At 41.4% G+C, this 25,150-nt stretch carries 24 protein-coding genes, 1 tRNA gene and 1 pseudogene; 7 read left to right on the top strand and 19 right to left on the bottom strand.

Annotation, left to right across the window (positions count from 1 at the left end; translation table 11 throughout):
• The first annotated feature begins 117 nt into the window (after positions 1-117).
• From BN6556_RS13495 to BN6556_RS13485, 3 genes are all read left to right on the top strand, one after another.
• Positions 118-435: a helix-turn-helix domain-containing protein gene (locus BN6556_RS13495; RefSeq protein WP_078060099.1), complete on the top strand. Its 318-nt coding sequence runs from the start codon at positions 118-120 to the stop codon at positions 433-435.
• Complete coding sequence (locus BN6556_RS13490; protein WP_066192405.1) at positions 432-680, top strand: hypothetical protein; 249 nt, start codon at positions 432-434, stop codon at positions 678-680. The genes BN6556_RS13495 and BN6556_RS13490 overlap by 4 nt, the downstream gene beginning before the upstream one ends.
• A gap of 161 nt (positions 681-841) precedes the next feature.
• Positions 842-1,492: a DUF3102 domain-containing protein gene (locus BN6556_RS13485; RefSeq protein WP_066192404.1), complete on the top strand. Its 651-nt coding sequence runs from the start codon at positions 842-844 to the stop codon at positions 1,490-1,492.
• Here the strand turns inward: BN6556_RS13485 and BN6556_RS13480 are convergent.
• Positions 1,417-2,454, bottom strand: a complete 1,038-nt coding sequence (locus BN6556_RS13480; RefSeq protein ID WP_066192402.1) for a tyrosine-type recombinase/integrase — start codon at positions 2,452-2,454, stop codon at positions 1,417-1,419. The two genes, BN6556_RS13485 and BN6556_RS13480, sit on opposite strands and share 76 nt — an antisense overlap.
• A gap of 160 nt (positions 2,455-2,614) precedes the next feature.
• On the opposite strand from BN6556_RS13480, the gene BN6556_RS13475 reads away from it, so the two are divergent.
• Both BN6556_RS13475 and clpP read left to right on the top strand, forming a co-directional pair.
• Positions 2,615-2,687: transfer RNA gene (locus tag BN6556_RS13475), tRNA-Arg, on the top strand.
• 396 nt (positions 2,688-3,083) lie between these two features.
• A complete protein-coding gene (clpP, locus tag BN6556_RS13470) occupies positions 3,084-3,680 on the top strand; it encodes an ATP-dependent Clp endopeptidase proteolytic subunit ClpP (protein WP_066192401.1) in 597 nt (198 codons plus the stop codon).
• A gap of 359 nt (positions 3,681-4,039) precedes the next feature.
• On the opposite strand, the gene BN6556_RS13465 is transcribed toward clpP, so the two are convergent.
• The 11 genes from BN6556_RS13465 to BN6556_RS13410 form a co-directional block, all read right to left on the bottom strand.
• Positions 4,040-4,294 (bottom strand): HPr family phosphocarrier protein, encoded by a 255-nt coding sequence (locus BN6556_RS13465; RefSeq protein ID WP_066192399.1) that lies wholly within the window; start codon positions 4,292-4,294, stop codon positions 4,040-4,042.
• Positions 4,295-4,370: 76 nt separating this feature from the next.
• Entirely contained in the window at positions 4,371-5,318 is a 948-nt protein-coding gene (whiA, locus tag BN6556_RS13460; RefSeq protein WP_066192393.1) for a DNA-binding protein WhiA, read from the bottom strand.
• Between the two features lie 21 nt (positions 5,319-5,339).
• Positions 5,340-6,296: a gluconeogenesis factor YvcK family protein gene (locus BN6556_RS13455; protein ID WP_066192390.1), complete on the bottom strand. Its 957-nt coding sequence runs from the start codon at positions 6,294-6,296 to the stop codon at positions 5,340-5,342.
• Between the two features lie 2 nt (positions 6,297-6,298).
• Positions 6,299-7,180 carry an RNase adapter RapZ gene (rapZ, locus tag BN6556_RS13450; protein WP_066192388.1) on the bottom strand — a complete coding sequence of 294 codons (882 nt, stop codon included), beginning with the start codon at positions 7,178-7,180 and terminating at the stop codon, positions 6,299-6,301.
• A 293-nt stretch (positions 7,181-7,473) separates the two neighbouring features.
• Positions 7,474-8,424, bottom strand: coding sequence for a thioredoxin-disulfide reductase (gene trxB, locus BN6556_RS13445; protein ID WP_066192386.1), 951 nt, complete (start codon positions 8,422-8,424; stop codon positions 7,474-7,476).
• Between the two features lie 78 nt (positions 8,425-8,502).
• On the bottom strand, positions 8,503-9,498 hold the full coding sequence (locus BN6556_RS13440; protein WP_066192384.1) for a tetratricopeptide repeat protein: 996 nt from the start codon (positions 9,496-9,498) through the stop codon (positions 8,503-8,505).
• An 83-nt stretch (positions 9,499-9,581) separates the two neighbouring features.
• Positions 9,582-10,109 carry an acyltransferase gene (locus BN6556_RS13435; RefSeq protein ID WP_066192383.1) on the bottom strand — a complete coding sequence of 176 codons (528 nt, stop codon included), beginning with the start codon at positions 10,107-10,109 and terminating at the stop codon, positions 9,582-9,584.
• Between the two features lie 2 nt (positions 10,110-10,111).
• On the bottom strand, positions 10,112-10,753 hold the full coding sequence (gene ppaX / locus BN6556_RS13430) for a pyrophosphatase PpaX (RefSeq protein WP_066192382.1): 642 nt from the start codon (positions 10,751-10,753) through the stop codon (positions 10,112-10,114).
• 456 nt (positions 10,754-11,209) lie between these two features.
• On the bottom strand, positions 11,210-12,052 hold the full coding sequence (gene lgt / locus BN6556_RS13420; RefSeq protein ID WP_066192378.1) for a prolipoprotein diacylglyceryl transferase: 843 nt from the start codon (positions 12,050-12,052) through the stop codon (positions 11,210-11,212).
• Between the two features lie 20 nt (positions 12,053-12,072).
• The gene (hprK, locus tag BN6556_RS13415) at positions 12,073-13,035 is read right to left on the bottom strand and encodes an HPr(Ser) kinase/phosphatase (RefSeq protein ID WP_066192376.1); all 963 of its coding nucleotides are present in this window, start codon (positions 13,033-13,035) and stop codon (positions 12,073-12,075) included.
• 164 nt (positions 13,036-13,199) lie between these two features.
• A complete protein-coding gene (locus BN6556_RS13410) occupies positions 13,200-14,180 on the bottom strand; it encodes an aromatic ring-hydroxylating dioxygenase subunit alpha (RefSeq protein ID WP_066192374.1) in 981 nt (326 codons plus the stop codon).
• Between the two features lie 237 nt (positions 14,181-14,417).
• Here BN6556_RS13410 and BN6556_RS13405 point away from each other — a divergent pair, with 237 nt between their 5' ends.
• Entirely contained in the window at positions 14,418-15,734 is a 1,317-nt protein-coding gene (locus BN6556_RS13405) for a uracil-xanthine permease family protein (protein ID WP_066192373.1), read from the top strand.
• A 200-nt stretch (positions 15,735-15,934) separates the two neighbouring features.
• Positions 15,935-16,165 (top strand): annotated as a pseudogene (locus BN6556_RS22850) (PH domain-containing protein); the annotation flags it as partial.
• A 105-nt stretch (positions 16,166-16,270) separates the two neighbouring features.
• Here the strand turns inward: BN6556_RS22850 and BN6556_RS13395 are convergent.
• The 7 genes from BN6556_RS13395 to BN6556_RS13365 all read right to left on the bottom strand — a co-directional run bounded on the left by BN6556_RS13395 (position 16,271) and on the right by BN6556_RS13365 (position 25,028).
• Positions 16,271-16,612: a phage holin family protein gene (locus BN6556_RS13395; protein WP_066192369.1), complete on the bottom strand. Its 342-nt coding sequence runs from the start codon at positions 16,610-16,612 to the stop codon at positions 16,271-16,273.
• The gene (locus tag BN6556_RS13390; protein WP_066192367.1) at positions 16,612-16,812 is read right to left on the bottom strand and encodes a PspC domain-containing protein; all 201 of its coding nucleotides are present in this window, start codon (positions 16,810-16,812) and stop codon (positions 16,612-16,614) included. Before BN6556_RS13390 ends, BN6556_RS13395 begins: the two co-directional genes overlap by 1 nt.
• A 76-nt stretch (positions 16,813-16,888) precedes the next feature.
• Positions 16,889-17,548 (bottom strand): bacillithiol biosynthesis deacetylase BshB2, encoded by a 660-nt coding sequence (gene bshB2 / locus BN6556_RS13385; protein WP_066192365.1) that lies wholly within the window; start codon positions 17,546-17,548, stop codon positions 16,889-16,891.
• 20 nt (positions 17,549-17,568) lie between these two features.
• Positions 17,569-17,922 carry a YojF family protein gene (locus BN6556_RS13380; protein WP_066192364.1) on the bottom strand — a complete coding sequence of 118 codons (354 nt, stop codon included), beginning with the start codon at positions 17,920-17,922 and terminating at the stop codon, positions 17,569-17,571.
• 467 nt (positions 17,923-18,389) lie between these two features.
• Positions 18,390-21,242, bottom strand: a complete 2,853-nt coding sequence (gene uvrA, locus BN6556_RS13375; RefSeq protein ID WP_066192362.1) for an excinuclease ABC subunit UvrA — start codon at positions 21,240-21,242, stop codon at positions 18,390-18,392.
• Positions 21,243-21,247: 5 nt separating this feature from the next.
• Entirely contained in the window at positions 21,248-23,233 is a 1,986-nt protein-coding gene (uvrB, locus tag BN6556_RS13370; RefSeq protein WP_066192360.1) for an excinuclease ABC subunit UvrB, read from the bottom strand.
• A gap of 211 nt (positions 23,234-23,444) precedes the next feature.
• Positions 23,445-25,028, bottom strand: a complete 1,584-nt coding sequence (locus BN6556_RS13365) for a peptide chain release factor 3 (protein ID WP_066192358.1) — start codon at positions 25,026-25,028, stop codon at positions 23,445-23,447.
• Between the last annotated feature and the right edge of the window lie 122 nt (positions 25,029-25,150).

Raw genomic sequence — 25,150 nt, 5'->3', positions numbered from 1 at the left:
ACAGTAATAAATATACACGAATCATCACATTACGTCAAGCCGTAATACTATAAAATTTACTTGGCGCTATTTTTAATGTATAATTAAGCGTAATAATAAACGAAAGTAGGAAGGTTTATGGCGAATTTTAAAAACACAACTCCAATGGTTAAAGTAACGCTTGATGAAACGTTAAAAGCAAACGGGTTAACTCGGAATAAAATAGCCGTGGAAGGAAAGATAAGACCTGCTACACTTTCCGATATTTGTAATGGAAGAACGGAGGCGATTAAATATAGTACATTGCTAAAAATTATCGAAGTTATGAACGGATTGACGGGGAAGCAGTTTAAAATAACGGATATTGTAACGGTTGAATATAAGGAAGAGGACTCGAATCAAGCAGCGCTTTATGTAGCGGAACGACCAAACTCCGAAGGGAGCGAAGAATCATGAGCGAAAAGGAACACGGAGAACTACTGCGCCAAATAGCCGAAGGGCAAGCGCAACTAATCGACAAAGTAGGCAAGCTAGCGCAAGGACAGCACGGCTTGGGGAGGGAGCGAGTGGACAGCTTAACGGAGCAGGTAAGAGAATTGAGCGCCGGGCAGGATTCCTTGCGAGAAGAAATGCGCAAAGGGTTTGCGGAGGTTAACCGGAATGTACAGGAAACTTCCGACAAGGTACGAGGTTTGCAGTAAGTTTAGCGGAATAAATACGAAAAGCGTAAAGGATTTGCTTCCTTTGCGTTTTTTTTATGCACGCGAGATGTACGAGTCCTATTCCGTTCCTACTTCAACGAAGTCACGCTCGATGAAGAGAGGGCGGAAAAAGACCGACTAGAAGGACGGAGGTTAACGTTATGACTGAAATAGCCGAACAAGAGCGGAAGCAAGAGCTATCGACGGACTTAAACGTCATCACAACGGAAATAACTACGTACAAGCGAATTGCAGGCGAAGCTATTTTCGAGATTGGAAGGCGCTTGAAGCACGTTAAGGAGAGTGACTTAGCGCATGGAGAGTTCGGGAAGTGGTTGGAGGAGGTTGAGATTGACAGGTCGGTATCGGCGAAGTTTATTAAGGTATACGAGGAATTAAAGCAAGACGATGTGTCTACGTATACACATTTCGGTTTAAATGCCTTACACCTTATCGCAACTTTGCCGGAATCCGAACGCACCGCCACTCACACAACCGCCAAAGGCGAAGAAAAAACGCCGGACGAAATGACGGTAAAAGAACTTCGGGAATTAAAACGCCAGTTAAAGGCGGAAACGCAGGCGAAAGAGAAAGCCGAGCAACAAGCGGAATCCGCACAAGACCGAGAAAGGTTAGCGAATGCAAAAGCGGAAAAGTTGGAGCAGAAGGAACCGGAGGTGAGGACGGAGTACGTGTATATAGAAAAAAGAGCGCAACTTAATACGCCCTCTTTCGTCTACAAAGAAAAATCGTCCTTTTCCTCCACGATCCTGTATCGATCAAGTATAGTATCCTTCGAATATTTCAAGTAAACCTGCGTTGTCTCTAGCGAAGTATGCCCTAGAATCTCCATTAACGCCCGGATGTCTCCGCCTAATCGCATAAAATTAACGGCGAAAGTGTGACGAAGCGTATGCGGAGAAACCTTACAACTACTCGGCAAGCCTGCCCGCTGTTTATAACGGTACATGTTTCGGCGAATCCCGTTTTCGGAAATAGGGCTTCCGTCGGTATTTCGGAATACGTTCGTAACTTCCTTGCTGCCTTCTTCTTCATTTTCTTCGACGGTATCCACGTCCTCTACATCTCCGAAGTAATAGTGTTGCTCTTCTATTAAAGTTCGAAGCTCTTCCGCAACCTGTTCGGTTATAGGGACAATTCTCGTTTTGCGGTTCTTGTTCTTCGACCCCGGAAGTAAGATATAACGTTGGTCAAAGTTAATGTCCGTTTCATCTAAGGCATTCACCTCGTTAATCCGAAGCCCACTTTTTAACATAAGCAGCATAGCGCAATAGTCCCGATAGCCGGAAAATAAATTTTTGTCAACGACAGAGAATATTCTCCGTATCTGGTTATCTTCTAACGGTTGACTTGCGTTCTGATCGACTTTCAACTTCTTGACGGATTCTACCGGATTACTTTCGCCGATCAGCTTTTTCTTGAATAAATGATTGACGACAGATCGAACGGCATTCATTCGGATATTGACGGTAGCTGGCTCTAAACCTCGCTCTAATAAACGGTTAATGAATTTACGAAAATCGTCCGCTGTAAGCTCGTCCGCATACTTAGGTAGGGGGTGCGCCTCCTCCCGAAACTCTTCGAAAAACTTCTTATAATCTGTCAACGTCCGTTCTCTAGCTCCTTCCGACTTCCTTAGCCGTACAACTTCCGAAGCCATTTCGTCCACTCTCATTTTGCGGTCTTTTCCGGGGACATCTTTACGCTCCCCTTCGAAAGTGTTTCGGTTGAATTTTCTACTAAATGTCGCCATAAAAATAACGCCTCCTTCGTTAAAATGAAGGCATAAACTATTAGGAACGTTTCTACCGACACCGTGAGCGCAGTCCCGACACCGAGTAAAAACACCGTGAGCACTTTTTCAGAAAACGCCTATAACCCCCGTCAAATCAACGTTTTGCAATCGAACATTTGCGCCCGTAGCTCAGGGGATAGAGCAATGGTTTCCGGTACCATGAGCCGGGGGTTCGAATCCCTCCGGGCGCGTCTGCTTTAACACAGATCATTGATATAACAATGATCTGTAATATCTTGTACACCTAACACCTGTTCATACTACAGGTGTTTTTTAGATTCCAGAAAGTGTAGACTTCATCACCTCAGGCATTTGAATGGTTTTGACTAAAAAATAAACATCACCGAAGGTTCACAATCCAATGTTTAAAGTAAAGCCGTTAAGGGTAGGATGAAGATAGAAAATCAAGATAGCGGATGGTCGTTATACGAGAAGAACAGCACTGTAACCGCTTCTTATAGGTGTGACTAATAGTTGTTTTGCAATAGGCATACAAATCTTTTGACCTTTTTTGACCAATGCGTTATGATAAGTATAGTCACAAAAGAAATGTGAACCAAGTAAGTGTTTAAAGGAGGAACCTTTTTATGAATTTAATACCTACAGTTATTGAACAAACGAATCGTGGCGAGCGCGCGTATGATATTTATTCTCGCCTATTAAAAGATCGGATTATTATGCTGGGAAGCGGTATTGATGACAATGTTTCCAACAGCATTGTAGCACAAATGCTGTTCTTAGCAGCAGAAGACCCAGACAAAGATATTTCTTTGTATATTAATTCACCTGGGGGATCTATCACAGCAGGTATGGCTATCTATGATACGATGCAGTTTATTAAACCAGATGTCTCTACCATCTGTATCGGTATGGCAGCTTCGATGGGTGCCTTCTTATTAACAGCAGGTGCACCAGGAAAACGTTTTGCCCTGCCAAATAGTGAAGTGATGATTCACCAACCATTGGGTGGTACACAAGGTCAGGCATCCGATATTCAAATTCATGCCAACCGCATCATCGAAATGCGTAAGAAATTAAACCAAATCCTTGCTGATCGCACCGGTCAACCATTAGAAGTAATCGAGCAAGATACCGATCGCGATAACTTCAAAACGGCTGCAGAAGCAAAAGAATATGGTTTAATCGACCAAGTGATGGAGAAAAAACCAGATAACTCAAAATAAGTAGTTGATTAACCTACAGCCCAAAAGTGGTGTTGCTTTTTGCAACACCACTTTTTGATGATAAAATTAAACGGAATGATCATGTCAATTTAATGAATAAAAGCAGGCAAAAAGTGAGCCTTAAATCCACTATTTAAAAAATATTACGTGTGTGGAATGATGTAGACGCCGTTAGAAAAGGAAAAGCCGGCAAACGAATCGGCCGACATATTACAGGACATGCTGCAGGTAAAACCATTAGGAAATTATTCAAGTAAATCATCCATCTTTTTTGTTACTTCATTTTGGTACATACACGACGTTCAATCCACCAAATAAAAATGAGACTCCATTCTTTCCCAAAGATCTTTACATAACGATCATCCAGCCTCAACAAATTTCACCAAATCATTTAAGGCCTCTTTTTGATCATTGCCGTCTACAACGATTCTAATACTGCTTCCTTTTGTCAGCACAAGGCTCATTAATCCCATAATACTCTTGGCATTTACCCTCTTATTATCCTTATCAATATAAATATCTGATGTATAGTTATTTGCCATTTGGACAAATTGTGCTGCAGGTCTTGCTTGTAAACCCGGCTCTATTGCAATAACCACTTCTTGTTCTACCATATTTAAACTCCTCCTTTTCGTAACCGTTATCATTATAATCCACAAACAATAGGAAGAGTAATCTCCCTATCGCTGCTTATTCTATCGGCAAAGCCTCGCCACGCAACTGATCTGCAAATTGATCAATTTTTTTCAGTCGATGGTTAATACCAGATTTGCTTATTTTACCACCTGACAACATCTCCCCCAGTTCTTTCAGGGTAACATCCTGATGTTCGATTCGTAATCGTGCAATTTCTTGCAGTTTATCTGGCAAGGCCTCTAATCCTACCGTTTGATCAATAAATCGAATGTTTTCCACTTGACGAAAGGCTGCACCAATTGTTTTATTCAAGTTTGCCGTTTCACAATTAACGAGTCTGTTCACCGAATTCCGCATATCGCGAACAATTCTTACATCCTCAAACTTAAACAGCGCCTGGTGTGCCCCCATATAGTTTAGTAATTCGGTGATCTTTTCGGCTTCCTTTATATACACAATATATCCCTTTTTCCGTTCTAATACACGTGCATGCAGGCCATATTCATTGAGAAGATCGCATAAGGATTGATTATGTTGTTCGTGGAAATTATAAATCTCTAAATGATAGGACGAGGTTTCTGGATTATTAACCGATCCTCCTGCCAAAAAAGCACCCCGGAGGTAAGCCCTGCGACAGCATTCCTGTTTGGTATATTTATCCGAGATCGTATGAATAAACTGCAAAGGCTCTAGCAAAATTTCTAAATCCTGCAGCATCTCCTTAACACCCTGCTTCATTCGTACAATATACACATTGTTTTTCTTTAATTTCATTTTTTTACGAACTAGTAATTCTACAGGAAGCTCGTATATCGACTTAATTAAGGTGTAAATCCGTCTGGCGATGGCGGCATTTTCCGTTTGCACGTCTAATGAGTAGTGATTTCTGGAGAAAGAAATCGCTCCATTCATGCGGATTAATGCAGCAAGTTCGGCTTGCTTGCAGCAGTCTTCACTTTCTACATTCGTCAGTTCCTTCTTGATATCTGCGGCAAATGACAACGTATTCCCTCCTCTCTCTTTTTATTCCATTAACGAGCACAACACCTTCGCTACTTTATCCGTATCATGACGTAATGACTGGTTCAGATCCTTTACAATATCCTCTTCAATCACCTCTAATCCCATCGATCTTAATCGCTCTAAATCATATCGTACCGGTGCAGCATTTTCTTCTGCATATACTAACTTTAAACTAGGATCAATCGATTGATTATGAACAACAACGGATTGAATACAGCCATCCCCAATATGATCCATAATCGCTTGGACATGATCGGATGCTGTATAATCATTTGTTTCTCCTGCCTGTGTCATCACATTACATACATACACCACTTTTGCCTTTGTTTCATACAAAGCCCTGCCAATCTGCGGAACAATCAGGTTCGGCAATATACTGGTGTACAAGCTTCCCGGGGCGATAACGACCAAATCGGCTTCACGAATTGTCGTGACCGCCTCCGGCAATGGCAAAACGGGATTAGGCTTTAAAAAAACGCGCTTAATCCGCTTGTTTTCTTTAGGAATATTGGATTCCCCAACCACAATTTGACCATCCTCATATTCTGCATGTAAAAACATATTCTGATTTGCAATCGGATAGATGTTGCCTTTCACATTTAATACGCGTGAAATTTCTTTGATTCCTGTATAAAAATCTCCTGTTACTGAAGTCATTGCTGCTAATAACAGGTTTCCCATCGAATGTCCTGACAAGTCATTGCCCTTAGTAAATCGGTGTTGAAATAGATGCATCAACATCGGCTCTACATCAGATAAGGCGGCAATCACATTGCGAATATCTCCTGGTGCAGGCATCTCCAGTTCTGTGCGTAATCGACCAGAGCTGCCTCCGTCATCGGCCACGGTAACAATCGCTGATAAATCAATCGGATGTTGTTTCAAACCGCGCAAGACAACAGGCATTCCTGTCCCTCCGCCAATCACCACGACTTTTTTCTGTTTCGTTTGTGCCATATTTATCCCTTCCGTTTGTCTATATCACGATGGCTTACATGTGTGACATAATTTTTTTGGAAATGTTTTGCTAGATACTCTGCAATAGCTACCGATCGATGCTGTCCGCCTGTACAACCGATCGCAATAACGAGCTGGCTTTTCCCTTCTCGTTTATATTGTGGAAGCATAAATTGCAATAAATCAACCGTTTTTTCTAAAAATTTCTGTGTATCTGACCATTTAAATACATAAGAGGATACCTCCGTGCTTAATCCTGTTAATGGACGCATATGCTCAATATAATGTGGGTTAGGTAAAAAACGCACATCAAAAACAAGATCGGCATCAATTGGCAAACCATATTTAAATCCAAAGGAAACGGTATGAACAGAGAATATTTCTTGATCCTTTTTACTAAATCGCTCGACAATCTCTTCACGTAATTCTTTTGGCTTTAGTTTAGATGTATTAATAATATGTTGCGAGCGTCCACGCAGTTCACTAAGGATTTTCCGCTCGGCATGAATACCCTCTAAGGGCAGACCGTCTTGTGCTAATGGATGGGACCGGCGTGATTCCTTGTAGCGTGATACAAGTACATTGTCCTCCGCGTCTAGAAACAGAATCTGTTCCTCCAGCCATTCTTCTTGACCAAGCTTATCCAATGCCTCAAATAAACTGTCAAAAAATTCTCTTCCTCTTAAATCCATCACAAGGGCTACCTTTTGAATATTATTCGTTGCGTCCTTCATTAACTCCAAAAATTTGGGTAAAAGAGCTGGCGGGAGATTATCTACACAATAGTAACCCAAGTCTTCAAAGCTTTGTACAGCTACCGTCTTCCCTGCACCAGACATCCCGGTGATCACAACTAATTGTATCTCCTCTGATTGTCTCCCCATAAACGCACACTCCTCACTCTATTATTCATACGTTAGATAACGATGATTATGTATATGTGCGTGTCCAAAAAAGCAATTCTCTTTTTGAACAACTTCTACATCTATTATACACAGAGTAGAAGCGCTCTACCAACAAAAAAATTGGCATAGGTATGAAAACCTATGCCGTCCAACGTTTCTATATTATTAAAAAGGGGGTCAATTAGTTAACTACATTGTATCACCTTTTTATTTCGTCCGTGTTACAGCCGGATTAATTTCCAGTAACGTTATATGTCTAAACCATTACAAGACTAGCCCAGCGTCTGTACCGCTTCTTCCAAATTCTCGATGTAAGCCTGCGCTGCTTGTGCGGCAATACTGCCATCACCTGTAGCAGTAACAATTTGACGCAGTTGTTTTTCACGGATATCTCCAGCCGCAAATACACCTGGTACACTGGTTTCCATATTTTCATTTGTAGGAATATAACCTTCTTCATTGGTAATACCTAACGATTGGAACGGCTCACTTAGTGGTACCATACCGATATAAATGAAAGTACCATCGATCTCTTGATCATATTCCTGACCTGTTTTTTTGTTATACAAAGTGACACTGCCCACCTTGCCATTTTTTTCATTAATGGATTTAACCACCGTATCCCAGATGAAGTCGATTTTATCGTTATTAAAGGCACGATCTTGTAAAATTTTCTGTGCACGCAATTCATCACGGCGGTGAACGATCGTTACTTTACTGGCGAACCTTGTCAAATAGACGCCTTCTTCTACAGCCGAGTCTCCCCCGCCGATAACGAATAGTTCCTTTTCTTTAAAGAAGGCCCCATCACAAACGGCGCAATAAGATACACCACGACCGCCTAATTCTTCTTCACCGTCCACACCTAATTTCTTGTATTGCGCACCAGTTGTAATAATTAAAGCCTTTGTTTTATATTCTTTCGCCCCAGCGATAATTGTTTTATAATCGCCATGATCGATTACCTCTTTGATATCACCGTAAGCATACTCCGCACCAAATTTTTTAGCATGATCATACATTTTAGTCGATAAATCCGGACCAAGGATATGGTCATAACCTGGATAGTTCTCCACATCTTCTGTGTTGGCCATCTGTCCGCCCGGAATTCCTCGTTCCAACATTAATGTATCTAAATTTGCACGTGACGTATAAACCGCAGCGGTCATCCCTGCTGGCCCTGCACCTGCAATAATCACATCATATATTCTTTCCTCTGTCATTTTCGTCATCCTCTCTTCCGCTTCTTAGCTTTTATTATCAAGCCTTTATGGCAAAAGGTCTACTAATTTGCTCAATCATCATTTTTGCCATGGGGGACGCTGGTCAGCCAATACTTGATGTTGACGACAGCCCTCTTCCCATAACCGATCGGCCATTACAGAGGTACCTGCTTGATAGTGACATAAACTAAACCATTTATAATAAGAAGGGTGACCCTTTAATTTAGATTTATGCAGTAATTTAAAACGCTGCAACGCCTTTTGATAAAGCCCCACATGGGCAAAAGTAACAGCCATCCTTAGCTTTTGCTGTTCATGCAAAGGATAAATATTATCCAATAATGCGATAAAGCCATCTGTTTTTTCTTGCTCTTTTATATCATGGTAAAAAACCGTTAAATTCATACAGCTAAATAAGGTATTGGGATGCTCTTGCCAATAGTTTTCTTCCAAAGCAATCGCCTTGTCTCTTTCCCCTGCATAAAATAAGGCATAATGGTACTCCTGTCTTGCCTGTGGGAATTCGGGAAAAAGGGTGATCATTTCTTCCAGTATCGCAATCGCATCTGCCCATTCCTCACGTTCCAGATGATAAAAGGCCGTCTCCTGATACATAAGCAGATCATCTTCTTCCTCTAACAGCCAATCCTCATCCGTCTCTTCCTCCACACCATCCAACATGTGCAGCAATTCTTCTGCCTCTTCTTCGAACTCATTATCCGTGTTATGCTCTAAATATAAGGTGGTGTATTTGATGGCATCTTGTATCAGTCCCAGGTGAGCATAATTGTTTGCTAATAAATAATAACAGTCTACATATTCCTCACCATGATGAGCCAGCACTTTAGTTAGCAACTGATTAGCGAGATGATATTCCCCTACCTCGGTATGCACAATCGAGGCCTGGCACAAATATAACGGGTTGGTAGGCTTCTGCTCTACCGCTTTTTGAAACCACTTTAAAGAGAGGTCGAATTTCCGTTTTTGATAAGCCTCTACTCCCTTCGTGAAATAGAACTCTCCATCCGGAATGAATGGTATTAGGTTATCTTGCAGCAGTTGATTCTTAGACATACCGTATTCGCTCCTCCCTTCTCCTGCAAATGCAGTAACTCATGCATTATAACATAATTGTTCTTGATATTGGTACCTTCTTTTTACCCTTGTAAAAACAGGTCCTCACGTTGTCTTTGTTCCATCTGTTCGGCCGTGTAGATCAGACGCATTGGATTACCTGCCACAAATGTGCCTGGTTCCACATCTTGATGAACAACAGTTCCAGCAGCCACTACGGCACGATCTCCAATCGTCACACCTGGCAACACGGTACTATTTGCACCAATCATGACCTCGTCACCGATGCTAACATCCCCTAACCGGTATTCTTCAATTAAATATTCATGAGCCAAAATCGTTGTATTATAACCGATAATCGTATTGTTTCCAACATGAATTTTCTCTGGAAACATGATATCTAGCATGGCCATCAAGCCAAAAGCTGTCTGCTTCCCGACCTCCATTCTTAGAAATGTTCGATACAGCCAATTCTTTACAGAGAGAAATGGGGTATAACGTGCTATTTGAATAATGATAAAATTCTTCATTACCTTCCAAAAAGAAACGGTTTGATACACTTGATGCAGGCTATTTCCATTATAGACACGATAGCGTTTGGTTTTTCGCATAGTTATTCCACTCCAACAATACTTAGCAAATCTCGCATTTCTTCTAAGATAAACCCTGGATCATATTGTTCTAAGATTGCTTTCCCTTTGATAGACCAGGCTACTCCTGCTGTTTGTACACCTGCATTATGGCCTGCCTCGATATCATGATAATTATCACCAATCATCATAGTAGTCATCGGATTAGCCTGTAATGCATCCATTGCCGTTAAGATAGGCTCGGGATGAGGTTTGGCATGGGTAATGTCGTCTAACCCAATGACGATATCAAAATATTCTGCAAGTCCAGTCATTTTCAGGCCTAATTTCGCGGTATCGTGAAGTTTGGTAGTGACCACTCCCAACTTATAGCCTGCTTCCTTTAATGTTTGAATGGTTTCTACAACCGTTGGGTATGCTTCTACATATTTTTCATGATTGGCAATGTTGAACTCGCGATAGGTTTTCATCATTTCTTCCGCCTGATCTGGATTTATTTTGCCTAAGCTATCGATTAAAGGCGGTCCAATAAATTCGATGATTTCCTCTCTAGTATAAGAGCGATCCTCATATTGTTCCAACGTGTGTGCAAATGAAGCAATAATTAGCTCATTGGTATTGATTAATGTGCCGTCTAGATCGAATAATAGTGTCTCTATTTTCATTATATTTCCTCCTTGTTTTTTTGTTTATTCACGTGTCCATTAGATAAATCGGGCTGAAACTCGTCGGATAGCTTTATCGCTAGCAGTGAGTTTAACCGTTCTTATGATGAGTAATCGCTCTGAAAATCGTACTACAATGGTATTCATCACCATATGACTTTTATATTGGAAGCAACAGTTCTTAGAAGAAAAAGATTACTTATCGATTCATTCTTATGACCCAAACGTCTATGATGAAGCGAGGTTCGTTTCTTAGCTTCATCGAAAAATTAAACATATAGACTGGCTTTCGTGTATTATCATCACCATTCTGTTTCTTACTAAAAGTCGATCGAGGTAAAATCGGTTCAAACCTTATTATACCGAAGTATATCTTCTCTGCATACCACATCCTAACCAACAAAAAGAGGGGAGTACTCCCCCTCTTTTTTCCTACACCTTGATTTTCTGTTCAAGCTACTTGTTTTTCACCTGTTTTCCTTGGTACGTATGATCCGCTAAACCCCTCTTACGACGATATACCATCAGCAACACCGAACCAATCACTAACAAAATAGAAATAAGCTGGGCTGCTCTTAGATCAAGGGCTTCACTCACATACAAACTATCTGTACGCATACCTTCAATAAAATAACGACCAATAGAGTACCAAATAACATAAGATAAGAATAATTCGCCGCGACGAATCGAATTTCTCCTTAATACCAGCAACAGTATCAATCCTAAAATGTTCCAAACAGATTCATATAAAAAGGTTGGATGATACATCGTGCCATCTATACACATTTGGTTCATAATAAAATCAGGCAAATATTGATGAAAATTTTGATAAGCTGCTTCGGAAATAGGACCGCCATGCGCTTCTTGGTTCATAAAGTTTCCCCAGCGTCCGATGGCTTGACCAACAAGAAGGCTGGGTGCCATAATGTCTGCTATCTGCCAAAATGATAATTTTTTCACTCTGGTATAAACAATCGCCGTTAACACCGAACCAATTAACGCTCCATGGATAGCTATCCCGCCTTCCCAGACAGCAAATATCTTCCACCAAGGCTCTCCTACGTAATTATCCCATTCGAAGGCAACATAATAAAATCTTGCAGAGATAATGGCTATCGGGATAGCGAACATCACTAAATCCACTATGTAATCTTTTTTTAAACCTAATCGATCTGCTTCTCTAGTCGCCATCCATAATGCCAAAAACACACCACTAGCAATGATGACACCATACCAATAAATGGATAATGACCCCAGTTGCAGAAAGACAGGATCTAATGCAGGTGCTTCACAAGACAAAATTTATTTCCTCCAATCTGCTATTCCCTATCTAAATGGGTTTCCATTTCCACTTCTTCGGCTCCGCCTTTTTGAATCATTTGCGTCAATCGTTGGGAAAATTCTTCAGCGGCATTAACCCCCATTTGTTTCAAACGGAAGTTCATGGCTGCCACTTCAATAATAACTGCCAAATTACGACCAGGTCTTACTGGAAGGGTCGCCTTAGGAACATCAACATCAATGATTTTCATGGTTTCTTCCTCGATACCTAAGCGATCATACTGCTTTTTGGCATCCCATGTCTCTAAATTGATCACAAGGGAGATCTTTTTATGGGAGCGGACGGAACCTGCCCCAAACAAGGTCATCACATTAATAATACCAAGCCCTCGTATTTCTAACAAGTGTTCAATTAATGGAGGAGAAGAACCAATTAAACGATCATAATCCTCTTGGCGAATCTCTACACTATCATCTGCCACCAATCGATGGCCGCGTTTTACCAGTTCAAGCGCTGTTTCACTTTTACCTACACCGCTTTGACCGGTTATAATGACACCCACACCGTAGATATCCACTAACACGCCATGAATAGCGGTGAAAGGGGCAAACTTCGCTTCAAGAAAGTTGGTAATCCGACTGATTACTCGCGACGTTTTATGTTTCGAATGTAATAGAGGTACTCCTGATTTCTCACAGGCTTCCTTTAATTCGTCGGGTATATCCATATTTCGTGTCACGACAATTCCTGGCGTAATATCTGTACACAAACGATAAGAGCGATCCTTTTTCTCTTCGCTCGTTAATTCCGCAAAAAAAGAAAGCTCGGTTTTTCCAAATAACTGCAATCTATCTTTTGGATAATATTTGAAATAACCAGTTAATTCAATACCTGGACGAGCCATTTCACTCATAAAAATCTCTCGGTGCACTCCTTCAGAGCCAGCCACCAATTCCAAATGAAAACGGTCTAACAAATCCTGTGTCCGTACTTTCACCATACGACAACATCCCCTTTTTTCAAACCATTTATACGTTTCTCTAAATACCATACTATCCTACTTACACTGTTTATTATACCATCTTTTCCTAGTTATCGCATCGTTTCTTGATGAAAAGTAAAAGAGGTTAACCTGTTGGTTTAGGTTAACCTCCTAATGATAGATTATGCTGTTCCTAATGTAAAACCCATATCCGTTAAGTAACGGCGATAGGCAATACTTACTCGGTCGCTGATCAATGACAGTTCTACTTGTAAATCAAGTGGTAAGTCTTCTGGTTTTTGATTTTCCACAATCGGCTGATCCTGACCAAAAATAACATCCTGGAATTGGATTGCCTCCTCATCAGTCTGCCCATTATCGTAATTAAACGACATGATCCCATATACCATCGAACGTTCCTCATCAATCGGACGGACTAATAATAAGATCGTAAACTTTTGATCCGTATCTGGATCGCGTTTGGTAAACCGAACGGCAAGCGGACGATAGATACCATAGGTGTAGTAGACATCCTTTGCTGTTCCAGACCCATCTGGATCGGGCTGGAAGATCGGAATTTCATCAGAGAAAATCGAACCATCCTCCTGCGTATTCATTTTGTAAGGCTTAATCTCGGTATGTTCTTCATCACCCAACCAGCCGCCATGCAATACAGCTAGGTGACCCACATCCAAGAAATTTTCGATGATACGTGGTGGTTTTGCTTCTACCGTGTGACCGCCCCAAATAATATTACGGTAATTAGCATTGCTATATTCCGGATATTCGAATAAGTTCGGTTGGTTGTCATTAAGATTGACCCAAATAAAACCATATGCCTCTTTACATGCATATTTGATGGCCTTCGCCTTTTTCGGAATCGGCCGATCTTTTGGCAATTGAGGAATATGTACACAGTTACCTGATTCATCATACTCCCAGCCATGATAGGGACATACCAAACAACCGTCCTTGACCTTTCCTTGTGATAAGGCGGCTCCCCTGTGAATACACAAGTCTTTAAATGCATGTACCCCACTTTCATTTCTAAAAATAACCACTCTCTCATTGAGAATAACGACTTGGATTGGCTCTTCAGGCACATCCGCGGCTGGACAAGCAACCACCCAATCGTTTTCCAACACTTCTTCTGTTAAACGCATCGTTACACACCCTTCTTTCACGCATATTTATCCCCATTTTACGTTAATCGACAGCTTTTCGCAATATAATACGAACATTTTATAAGAAATTTATATTTTTATTCGTTTTCTGTTGAATTATAGCCAAAAGACGCTATAATGAAATGAGACTTATTAGGATGTTCACTTTCCTTCCGTGTAGCGATTCGGACAACGACAAAGTAACATCGGGAAGTATTTATTAAAGGGGGCTAACATGTGCAAACACAAAAAACAAATATCGTCGTCGGAATCGATGAAAAAATCGGGGTAAAGAAAGCTTTTTTGCTAGGTCTGCAACACGTTCTGGCTATGGACTTATATATTGCACCTATTATCATTGCCGGCATTCTTTCCTTATCAACTGCCAATATGTCTTTCTTTATTCAAATGTGTTTCCTTGCGACAGGAATTGGAACGATTATTCAAACGAAGTTCGGGATTCGACTACCTGTGGTGCAAGGCCCATCCTATGTACCAATTGGTGCGATTGGCGCAATTGGGAGTAAGCTAGGATTAGGCGCCATCGCTGGAAGCTTGATCCCAGGGGCCCTTATCATTGCCTTGATCGGTTATCCGCTAAAATGGTTTGCCAAAGTCGTACAAAAGATTATTCCACCATTAGTTGGCGGGACGGTGATTATTATTGTCGGCATCTCCCTCATGCCAATTGGAATGAATAATATTTATGGTTCACCAGGGAACATCTGGCATAATATATTGATTGCCGGGGTGACTGCCGGTATATTAATGCTATGTATCATGTTAGGGAGAAATAAAGGCAAGCTTGGTACGACGATTCGCATCATATCTGTATTAATTGCCATTCTAATTGGTACGGTTACGGCGAGTTTCTTTGGGCAGGTAGATTTCTCACCTGTAAAGGATGCTGCTTGGTTTTCTTTGCCGAAATTCTTTCCGTTTGGTGCACCTGTGTTTGATATCAGTGCCATTTTAACGATGGTATTTGTTTATTTTATTATTTTAATTGAAACGACCGGTACTTGGTTTGTCGTTTCTTCGGTTACGGGAAAAGAATTAAATGAAGAACGTTTAAATCGCGCTTCCTTTGGTGAAGGTCTTGGCTGTTTTGTCGGTTCCCTTTTTGGAAGTACACCGATGACAGGCTATTCATCCAATGCCGGTTTGCTGGCCATCACTGGGGTAGCGAGTCGTACAGCCATTATGGCTGGTGGTTTTATCTTGATTGCTTTGGGATTGATTCCTAAGCTGTCCACTGCCATTACTTGTATTCCTGAACCAGTGATTAATGGGATTTTTGGTATTGTTTGTGTAGCAATTGTGGCAAATGGAATGAAGGTTATTCAACCGATTATGATTGATGATCGAAATATGTTGATTATCGGCATTCCGATTTTATTAACCATTGCTACCGTGATTTTGCCAGCTGAGGCTTTGGAGTCTACACCGGATTTTGTTGGTTATATCCTTTCCTCTGGTGCAGCGGTTGGTGCATTGGCGACGGTGCTGCTACATTTAATCTTACCGAATAAATTAGCGAAAAATAATGAATAGCTGGGGTAGAAAATGCGCTTTAGAACTAGTTATGCAAAGGCTTTGAACTACCTCATAATCATCACAGGAATGTTTTTACTTGTCATCAGCTATACTTCAGGTGACTATTGGGTTATGTTGATTATTATCATTTGTGCTATCCCGTATATGATTACTTATACAATAGAAAATGAAATGCTTTTGATCCAAGCGGTCCTTTTCAAAAAACAATAGCTATTTCCAATATCACTTCCTTGAACCGTATAGACAGTGGATTAACAGCGCCTGCTGCCGGACCAATAGCAGAAAGAATCGAAATATTTTTCAACCAACACAGCTCTGTTATTGTTACACCTAGGAATCGCAGGGAATGTATTTGTGAATGGATGAAGCAAAACCCTAAAATCGTGTTATCAAATGATTTAAAAGAAGAAGTGAAGATAAGTGAATAAGAGTAGGGGTGGACCGCCCTCCAATGAATGTTCCGTTCTATCTTCTTACGCTCCCCCTTGCCTTGCATAGAAAAAGCCGCTATGATAACTCATAACGGCTTTTTTCTATGCATCAACGATCCGATTGATGAAGGCATTTAAAATGGAGATAAGGATAGCGGATATAATGGCGACCCCAAAGCCATCGATGATAAAGCTTGATCCCAGTAACATTTGGGTAAGCCATAAGGTAATCGCATTGACTACTAATAAAAACAGCCCCAGTGTAACAATGGTGATTGGTAAGGTTAAAACAACCAAAATAGGCTTTACAATCACATTGAGGACCGATAAAATCACGGCGGCGAGCAATGCCATCCAAAAACCGTTGATCATAAATCCTTCAAACAAATAATCCAGTAACATAAGCACTAAAGCATTTAATACAAGAGATAAAATTAATCGCATTAGACCGACTCCCCTTCTTTTGGAATAATAATAACAGCAGCAATATAGAGCAGTATAAATGGAAGGCCTGCAGAAAAAATAAGGAGTATAACATAGAACAAACGCAAAATTGTCGCATCTAGGCGGAAGGTATCTGCCATTCCACCTAGTACTCCAGCTAACATACGATTGGTCATCGAACGATATAATTTCCTGTTCATGATGAATCCTCCTATCATTTACCTGCCATAAGTCTATGCTTTATGAACTCATTGTGCTACCATTGGCATTCTGTTATTATTTATCATTCCACGTATAGAAGGATTCTACACCTAACCATTGTCTGGTGGCTGCCTCCACATCATCTGCCTCATTTTTTACTGATTGTAACATGCCATCTGCCTGTGATTTATGCGCCATAATGGTTTCTAATTTTTTGGCAAATACATCTGATACGTCGTTCTCAATATCAGGACCTCCTAATTCTTCCACATGGGTATTACTGATTGCTTGTGCCCATACGGTAGGACGATCTTCTTCTGGCAACATTTCTACTGCCCTAATGGCCGCAGCTCCAAAAGCGTCATGATCGGGATGAACGGCGTGACCCGGATAATGTGTGATAACAAGTGATGGTTTCATTTGTTTTAGATAACGATAAAGATTGTTTGCTACCTCTTCTCGCGACTCGAACTCCAGTGTTTTATCACGATAGCCGAGCATTTCTAATTGAATATCCATCACTTTGCAGGCCTTGATTAATTCTTTTTTGCGGATTTCCGGTAATGTTTCGCGATTGGCAAAAGTGGGATTCCCCATATTTCGACCCATCTCACCCAAAGTACCACATAAGTAAGTAACAGGAATCCCTTTTTGACGAAAGGTAGTAATGGTACCCGAAGCTCCAAAGGCCTCATCGTCAGGATGTGGATAAATGACTACTACATGTTCTGCCATGGTTATTCCTCCTTTGTTTTCTAATGACTAAATGGTGTTTCACTAATCTCCAGGGCCACCATCAATCGACCTTCGCGATCATGTCCGGCCATCAGCAGACGGTTTTGTTCATCTATTTCATATTGGCTTACTCCTTCGGCATAGATCCAGCCAATATCTAATTTTAAGCCAACACGATAGGTGGTGCCTGTTCCGACTACCTTTCCACGTTGATAGGATACCTTAGCATTACGAATAAAGGCCCCGACATTATAGGCATCTTTATTAAAATGATTGGCATAGGCACCATTAGTTGTTTCTAAGTGAACATATACTTCCTTATTTGCCAGTGCATCAATTTGTTGTTGTAACTGTCCTATTTCAATTGGTTCCATAACAACATCATTTCCCCCTCTGTTTACTAGACGCATTTCTTATTTTAGCATAGAACCGTGCTAAGTGCTTTTGATATGCAAAGTGAAAAGGAACGAAATCAACTTTTAAGCGTTCGTAAATAGGATGGTTGAGCTGTGTCTTTGCCGCTTATTCGGGACTGGGTTGCGAATTAGCTGCTTCCTAGCGCAATGGATGCTATTCTTACGGACAGTATTTTGCGATTTGACGGGTTTTTGTCCGTGAGATTCATTCTTACGGACAGTATTTCGCGATTTGACGTTTTTTTGTCCGTGAGATCCATTCTTACGGACAGTATTTCGCGATTCGGTCGTTTTTTGTCCGTTAGATTCTTACGGACTGGAGAGAGCAAATCCTGTTCCTTAGTCATTGATTTGGCATGCCATCACCTTCGCAACAACCAAAAGTCGCTCCAGCAATAACTCATATTGCTGGAGCGACTTTTTACTTATTGAATGGTTGCTGCCATTCTAGCTTTATCTCTTTCCAAAATCGGTTTTAAATACAAACCGGTATGTGAAGCCTCTACTTCGGCGACTTCTTCTGGGGTTCCGGTGGCAACAATCGTGCCGCCACCATCGCCGCCTTCTGGACCTAAATCGATAATATGATCGGCTGCCTTGATTACGTCTAAATTATGCTCAATGATAATCACAGTATCTCCGTTATCTACCAAGCGCTGGATGACACTCAACAGTCGCGAAATATCATCAATATGAAGACCAGTCGTTGGTTCATCCAAGATATACAATGACTTCCCATTGGAACGACGATGGAGTTCACTGGCGAGCTTCACACGCTGCGCCTCTCCTCCGGATAAGGTAGTTGCTGGCTGGCCGAGACGAATATAACCTAACCCGACATCATAAATGGTTTCTAACTTACGTTTGATTTTGGGAATGTTCTCAAAGAATTTCAATCCTTCTTCGATTGTCATATCCAATACATCCGCAATATTTTTCCCTTTATACTTCACTTCCAGTGTTTCCCGATTATATCTTTTCCCGTCACATACTTCACACGGGACATAGACATCAGGTAAAAAGTGCATTTCAATCTTGATAATACCATCGCCACGACACGCTTCACAACGGCCGCCTTTTACGTTGAAACTAAAACGGCCTTTCTTATAGCCACGAATTTTCGCTTCATTGGTCTGGGCAAAGACATCTCGGATATCATCAAAAGCACCTGTATAGGTTGCCGGATTAGAACGTGGTGTCCTGCCAATCGGTGACTGATCAATATCAATGACCTTCTCAATCTGGTCGATCCCACGAATCTCCTTATGCTTACCTGGTTTGCGTTTCCCTCGATGTAATTGCATGGAAAGACTTTTATGAAGAATTTCGTTAATTAATGTACTCTTACCTGAACCAGATACACCTGTTACAGCGGTGTACACACCGATAGGGATTTTCACGTCTACATCTTTTAAATTGTTTTCCTCCGCTCCTTTGATTTCCAGGTAGCGACCATCGTTTGAATGACGAGTAGCAGGTACCGGAATAAACTGCTCACCAGATAGGTACTGACCAGTGAGAGATTTCTTTTTCTTCATCACTTGTTTTGGTGTCCCTTGTGCCACTACCTCACCGCCATGCTCACCAGCACCAGGACCAATATCAATTAAGTAATCCGCTGCCAACATCGTATCTTCATCATGTTCTACGACGATCAAGGTGTTTCCTAAATCTCGCATTCGTTCCAATGTTTGGATTAGACGATTATTATCACGTTGGTGCAGACCAATGGAAGGTTCATCCAGTACATATAAAACCCCTGTTAAGGCAGAGCCTATCTGAGTTGCCAGACGAATACGCTGTGCCTCGCCACCCGATAAGCTACCTGCCGATCGAGAAAGCGTCAGATATTCCAACCCGACATTGATTAAAAAGCTTAAACGATCATCTAATTCACGCACAATCATGTGTGCAATTTGCTCTTCCTTCTCTGTTAATTCCATTGTGCGAAAGAAATCTAAGGCATCCGCTATCGACAAATCGGTTACTTCCCCAATGTGTCTGCCGTTTATCTTAACGGCTAATGCCTCTTCTTTTAAACGATATCCCTTACAAGTAGGGCATGGTTTTTGCGTCATGTATTTCTCCATTGTCTCACGAATAAAATCAGAAGACGTTTCATGATAACGACGGGAAATATTCTGGATCACACCTTCAAAGTGAATATCATTTTCGCGGAGCATACCATAGTCATTTTCATAACGAAAATGGATACGATCTTTCCCACTTCCGTAAAGGATTTTATCCCATTGTTTTTTCGGGAGTTTCTTGACTGGTGTATCCATATCAATCTGATAATGGTCACAAACGCTTTTTAAAAGTTGTGGATAATATTGGGAGCTGATCGGTTCCCACGGCACAATTGCTCCTTCGTTCAACGACAAATCCTTGTTAGGCACAACCAAATCCATATCAACTTCCAATTGGGAACCTAAACCATCACATGTAGGACAAGCTCCCCAAGGACTGTTAAAGGAGAACAGGCGTGGTTCTAATTCATCAATCGAAAAACCGCAAATCGGACAAGCATGATTCTCACTAAATAATAGCTCTTCCTCTCCGATAATATCGACAATCACTTTGCCTTCTCCTAGTCTTAATGCCGTCTCCAAAGAATCGGATAAGCGACCCGTGATCCCCTCTTTCACAACAATACGGTCAATCACTACTTCAATCGAGTGTTTCTTGTTTTTATCTAATTGAATATCATCGGTGATCTCCCGCATTTCGCCATCGATACGTAAACGGATGTAGCCTTCCTTTTGCAGATTATCCAACACTTTGACGTGTGTACCTTTTCTGCCTGAAATTACGGGTGACAAAATCTGTAATTTCGTTCGTTCTGGATATGCCATTACACGATCGACCATTTCTTCGACCGTTTGTGAAGTGATTTCCACCCCATGCTTCGGACAAATAGGATGCCCCACCCTAGCAAACAATAAACGCATATAATCATAAATCTCGGTGACGGTTCCTGTGGTAGATCTAGGGTTCTTACTCGTTGTTTTCTGATCGATTGAAATGGCCGGTGACAACCCTTCGATTGAATCGACATCCGGCTTGTCCATTTGTCCTAGAAATTGTCGCGCGTAAGCTGATAAAGACTCGACATAGCGTCGTTGCCCCTCGGCATATATCGTATCAAATGCCAAAGAGGATTTACCAGAGCCAGAAAGTCCAGTTAAAACTACTAATTTATCTTTCGGAATATCTATAGATATATTTTTTAAATTGTGTGCGCGAGCGCCTTTTATAGAAATGGATTTCTGTGCCATTGCTTTCACCCTTCTGCTTTCAATTCTAAAACAAGATCACGAAGCTCTGCTGCACGCTCAAAATCAAGCGCCTTTGCGGCATCCTTCATTTCTTGTTCCATGTTTTCGATAACCTTTTGCTTTTCTTTCTTCGTCATTTTACTAATTTCTTCTGCTTTTGTTTCATAACCTTCTTGATCCTCCGCTGCAACGGTCGCCCGAATTACATCACGCACGTCTTTTTTAATTGTCTGCGGAATAATGCCGTGCTGCTGATTGTAGGCCATTTGTTTTTCCCGGCGGCGGTAGGTCTCATCAATCGCGTGTTGCATCGAATCCGTCATCTTATCGGCATACATAATAACCAGACCATTCTCATTACGGGCCGCTCGTCCCATCGTTTGGATCAATGAACGTTCTGAGCGTAGGAAGCCTTCTTTATCGGCATCCAGAATGGTAACTAAGGATACCTCTGGAATATCTAAACCTTCCCGTAACAAGTTAATACCTACTAGCACATCATACTTGCCCACACGCAAATCACGAATGACTTCAATTCGTTCCAAGGTCTTAATCTCCGAGTGTAAGTAAGCCACCTTCAACCCGACTTCTTTTAAATAATCGGTTAAATCCTCTGACATTTTCTTGGTTAAGGTAGTGACTAGTACTCGTTCATTACGCTGGGTACGCTTATTAATCTCACCAATTAGATCATCCACCTGTCCGTCAATCGGTCGCACATCTACTTCCGGATCCAATAATCCTGTTGGCCGGATAATTTGTTCAATCATCTGTGGTGTGTGCTCTAGTTCATACGGCCCTGGCGTGGCAGACACGTATATTAATTGATTAGACTTCGATTCGAATTCCTGAAAAGTTAATGGCCGGTTATCCAAGGCGGACGGCAGACGAAAACCATGATCAACTAATACCTTTTTACGAGCCTGGTCTCCATTATACATACCACGAATCTGCGGTAAGGTAACATGGGACTCATCAATCACAATTAATGAATCATCTGGAAAATAATCAAGCAAGGTATATGGAGTAGAACCAGGTTCGCGTAAAGCCAAGTGCCGGGAATAGTTTTCGATACCGGAACAAAAGCCCATTTCCTCCATCATTTCCAGATCGTAATTGGTACGCTGCTCGATACGCTGTGCTTCCAATAGTTTATCCTCTTCGCGAAAACGGGCAAGCTGTTCATTCAATTCTTTTTTGATATTCTCCATCGCAATTTTTAATTTCTCTTCACGAGTAACGAAGTGGGAAGCTGGGAAGATCGCAATATGCTCACGATCCCCGATAATTTCTCCTGTTAAGGCATTCACTTCACGAATACGATCAATTTCATCACCAAAAAATTCCACACGGATACACTGCTCCTCCCTTGAAGCAGGGATAATCTCCACGGAATCTCCACGTACCCGAAAGGTACCACGCTGAAAGTCAATGTCATTACGTGCATATTGGATCGCAACTAATCCCCGTAGCAGTTCATCTCGATCCTTCTCCATACCTACTCTAAGAGACAGCACTTGACTGCGATATTCTTCTGGCGAACCTAAACCATATATACAAGACACACTGGCCACAATTAAGACATCATTACGTTCAAAAAGTGATGACGTAGCCGAGTGTCTGAGTTTATCTATTTCATCATTAATGCTGGCATCCTTTTCAATAAAGGTATCGGTCGAAGGTACATAGGCCTCTGGTTGATAATAATCATAGTAACTAACAAAATATTCGACGGCATTATCCGGAAAAAACTCCTTGAACTCACTATACAATTGACCTGCCAGCGTCTTATTATGGGCAATCACCAAGGTTGGGCGATTGACTTCCTTGACCACGTTACTAACAGTAAATGTCTTACCCGTACCGGTGGCTCCTAGCAACGTCTGGTGACGCTTTTTCTCTTCTAATCCCGTCACCAGCTCTTTAATCGCCCTTGGCTGATCGCCCTGTGGCTGGTATGGTGACTGTAGTGAAAAAGTATGCTGATCCATTCTGTCCCTCCGTTCTCTATCCTAGTAAATAGTATACACTACTTCTCAACAAAAAGCGAACAAATATTCGTTGATTATTGTATTTTTTATTTTCATGTTAGACGTTGATTCTCTCCATTATACCCAATTCCCTTTTATTGTGAAAAAGATAAGATTATTATTCCATTCAACGGCTATTACGTGGTCTGGATGAATGAACGAAAAACCCACATTAGCTGTGGGTTGTTTGATCATATTGATTGACCTCATATAAATCAATCAGCTCGATATCAGGGTGTTTATCAGTAAACCAGCGCAGGGCGAAATCATTTTTGAATAACACCAAAAAATCGCCTTCACGATCCTTCACTAACATATTTCGTTCATCAAATAAACTTGGGTCAACCTGTTCTGACCGAAGCCAACGTGGAATGCGGTCACCAATGGATTCTAGTAATACCTCCACGTTGTATTCATTTCTCATGCGGTGTTGGAATACATCATACTGCAATTGTCCAACAGCACCGATAATCATCGAGTCCATCGGATAACCGCGGAATAGTTGAATGGCCCCTTCTTGCACAAGCTGCTCGATCCCTTTTCTGAATTGTTTGGCCTTCATTACATTTTTTGCGGTAACACGTTGGAACATTTCAGGCGGAAACTGTGGCAGCTCATCATAGGACTCCTTCAATTTCCCTTCCAGAAGTGTATCACCAATACGATAAGAGCCTGGGTCATAAACGCCAATAATATCCCCGGCATAAGCCTCCTCCACGGTATCACGAGAAGAAGCAACAAATTGCTGCGTCTGTCCTAATCGAATCGACTTTCCGGTGCGGGCAAGTGTTACATTCATACCACGTTCAAACCTGCCGGAACAAACCCGTAAAAAGGCAATCCGATCACGGTGTTGTGGGTTCATATTCGCTTGAATCTTAAAAATAAACCCAGAAAAATCGGGATTGTCTGGACTAACTACAGCCTCCACCGTGCGACGAGGGCCTGGTGACGGTGCCATTTGAATAAAGGTATCAAAGAAGGTCTGCACACCAAATGGGGCCAACGCACTGCCGAAAAATACAGGTGTCTGATCCCCTGCTAATACACGTTCTAAAGAAAATTGATCCCCAGCTTCGTCCAATAACGCCAATTCTTCGACTGTCTCTTGATATGTCGGATCCTCAGACACGGCAAGTGAGCTAACCTCATCCATTGGAATATAGGATTCTTCCTCATTACCATTAAACTGGACAAACCGGTCATGATAGCGATCCAAAATGCCTAAGAACCGCTTGCCCATTCCTACCGGCCAATTCATCGGATAAGTTTCAATATTTAATACCTCTTCAATCTGATCCAATAGATCAAGCGGTTCCCTGCCTTCACGGTCCAATTTATTAATAAAGGTAAAAATCGGAATACCTCTCATTTTACAAACCTTAAACAGCTTAATCGTTTGCGCTTCGATCCCTTTTGTTGCGTCAATAATCATAACCACACTATCCACGGCAGTTAAGGTGCGGTAAGTGTCCTCACTGAAGTCTTCGTGACCAGGCGTATCCAAAATATTGACCTTATGCCCCTTATAATCAAAATTCATCACACTAGAGGTGACAGAGATACCACGTTGTTTCTCAATCTCCATCCAATCAGATGTGGCATACTTTCCTGTTTTCTTCCCTTTCACAGTCCCAGCTGAACGAATTAAGTTTCCAAATAACAGCAATTTTTCTGTCATCGTCGTTTTTCCAGCGTCAGGGTGAGAAATAATCGCAAAGGTTTTGCGTTTTTGCACTTGTTCCTGTAGCTCCATTCATTTACCTTCTTTCTATGTCACATTCCCTTTATAGAGGTTGCTCCAATCATGCATTGATTGGAACACTTACTTTAAATAGTTAAAATGATTTTCTGATAACCTTCTTTATTTTAACATTT

The sequence above is a fragment of the Gracilibacillus timonensis genome (assembly GCF_900086715.1).
Classification (GTDB): domain Bacteria; phylum Bacillota; class Bacilli; order Bacillales; family Amphibacillaceae; genus Gracilibacillus; species Gracilibacillus timonensis.
Note: the sequence above shows the minus strand (reverse complement) of the source record. Positions and strands in the feature narration are given on the sequence as shown.

Bases quoted from the DNA above. Each gene is read 5' to 3' on its own strand.
- BN6556_RS13495 (WP_078060099.1), top strand. From the start codon at position 118: ATGGCGAATTTTAAAAACACAACTCCAATGGTTAAAGTAACGCTTGAT.
- BN6556_RS13490 (WP_066192405.1), top strand. From the start codon at position 432: ATGAGCGAAAAGGAACACGGAGAACTACTGCGCCAAATAGCCGAAGGG.
- BN6556_RS13485 (WP_066192404.1), top strand. From the start codon at position 842: ATGACTGAAATAGCCGAACAAGAGCGGAAGCAAGAGCTATCGACGGAC.
- BN6556_RS13480 (WP_066192402.1), bottom strand. From the start codon at position 2,454: ATGGCGACATTTAGTAGAAAATTCAACCGAAACACTTTCGAAGGGGAG.
- clpP (WP_066192401.1), top strand. From the start codon at position 3,084: ATGAATTTAATACCTACAGTTATTGAACAAACGAATCGTGGCGAGCGC.
- BN6556_RS13465 (WP_066192399.1), bottom strand. From the start codon at position 4,294: ATGGTAGAACAAGAAGTGGTTATTGCAATAGAGCCGGGTTTACAAGCA.
- BN6556_RS13455 (WP_066192390.1), bottom strand. From the start codon at position 6,296: ATGGCACAAACGAAACAGAAAAAAGTCGTGGTGATTGGCGGAGGGACA.
- rapZ (WP_066192388.1), bottom strand. From the start codon at position 7,180: ATGGGGAGACAATCAGAGGAGATACAATTAGTTGTGATCACCGGGATG.
- trxB (WP_066192386.1), bottom strand. From the start codon at position 8,424: ATGACAGAGGAAAGAATATATGATGTGATTATTGCAGGTGCAGGGCCA.
- BN6556_RS13440 (WP_066192384.1), bottom strand. From the start codon at position 9,498: ATGTCTAAGAATCAACTGCTGCAAGATAACCTAATACCATTCATTCCG.
- BN6556_RS13435 (WP_066192383.1), bottom strand. From the start codon at position 10,109: ATGCGAAAAACCAAACGCTATCGTGTCTATAATGGAAATAGCCTGCAT.
- ppaX (WP_066192382.1), bottom strand. From the start codon at position 10,753: ATGAAAATAGAGACACTATTATTCGATCTAGACGGCACATTAATCAAT.
- hprK (WP_066192376.1), bottom strand. From the start codon at position 13,035: ATGGTGAAAGTACGGACACAGGATTTGTTAGACCGTTTTCATTTGGAA.
- BN6556_RS13410 (WP_066192374.1), bottom strand. From the start codon at position 14,180: ATGCGTTTAACAGAAGAAGTGTTGGAAAACGATTGGGTGGTTGCTTGT.
- BN6556_RS13395 (WP_066192369.1), bottom strand. From the start codon at position 16,612: ATGCGATTAATTTTATCTCTTGTATTAAATGCTTTAGTGCTTATGTTA.
- BN6556_RS13390 (WP_066192367.1), bottom strand. From the start codon at position 16,812: ATGAACAGGAAATTATATCGTTCGATGACCAATCGTATGTTAGCTGGA.
- bshB2 (WP_066192365.1), bottom strand. From the start codon at position 17,548: ATGGCAGAACATGTAGTAGTCATTTATCCACATCCTGACGATGAGGCC.
- BN6556_RS13380 (WP_066192364.1), bottom strand. From the start codon at position 17,922: ATGGAACCAATTGAAATAGGACAGTTACAACAACAAATTGATGCACTG.
- uvrA (WP_066192362.1), bottom strand. From the start codon at position 21,242: ATGGCACAGAAATCCATTTCTATAAAAGGCGCTCGCGCACACAATTTA.
- uvrB (WP_066192360.1), bottom strand. From the start codon at position 23,233: ATGGATCAGCATACTTTTTCACTACAGTCACCATACCAGCCACAGGGC.
- BN6556_RS13365 (WP_066192358.1), bottom strand. From the start codon at position 25,028: ATGGAGCTACAGGAACAAGTGCAAAAACGCAAAACCTTTGCGATTATT.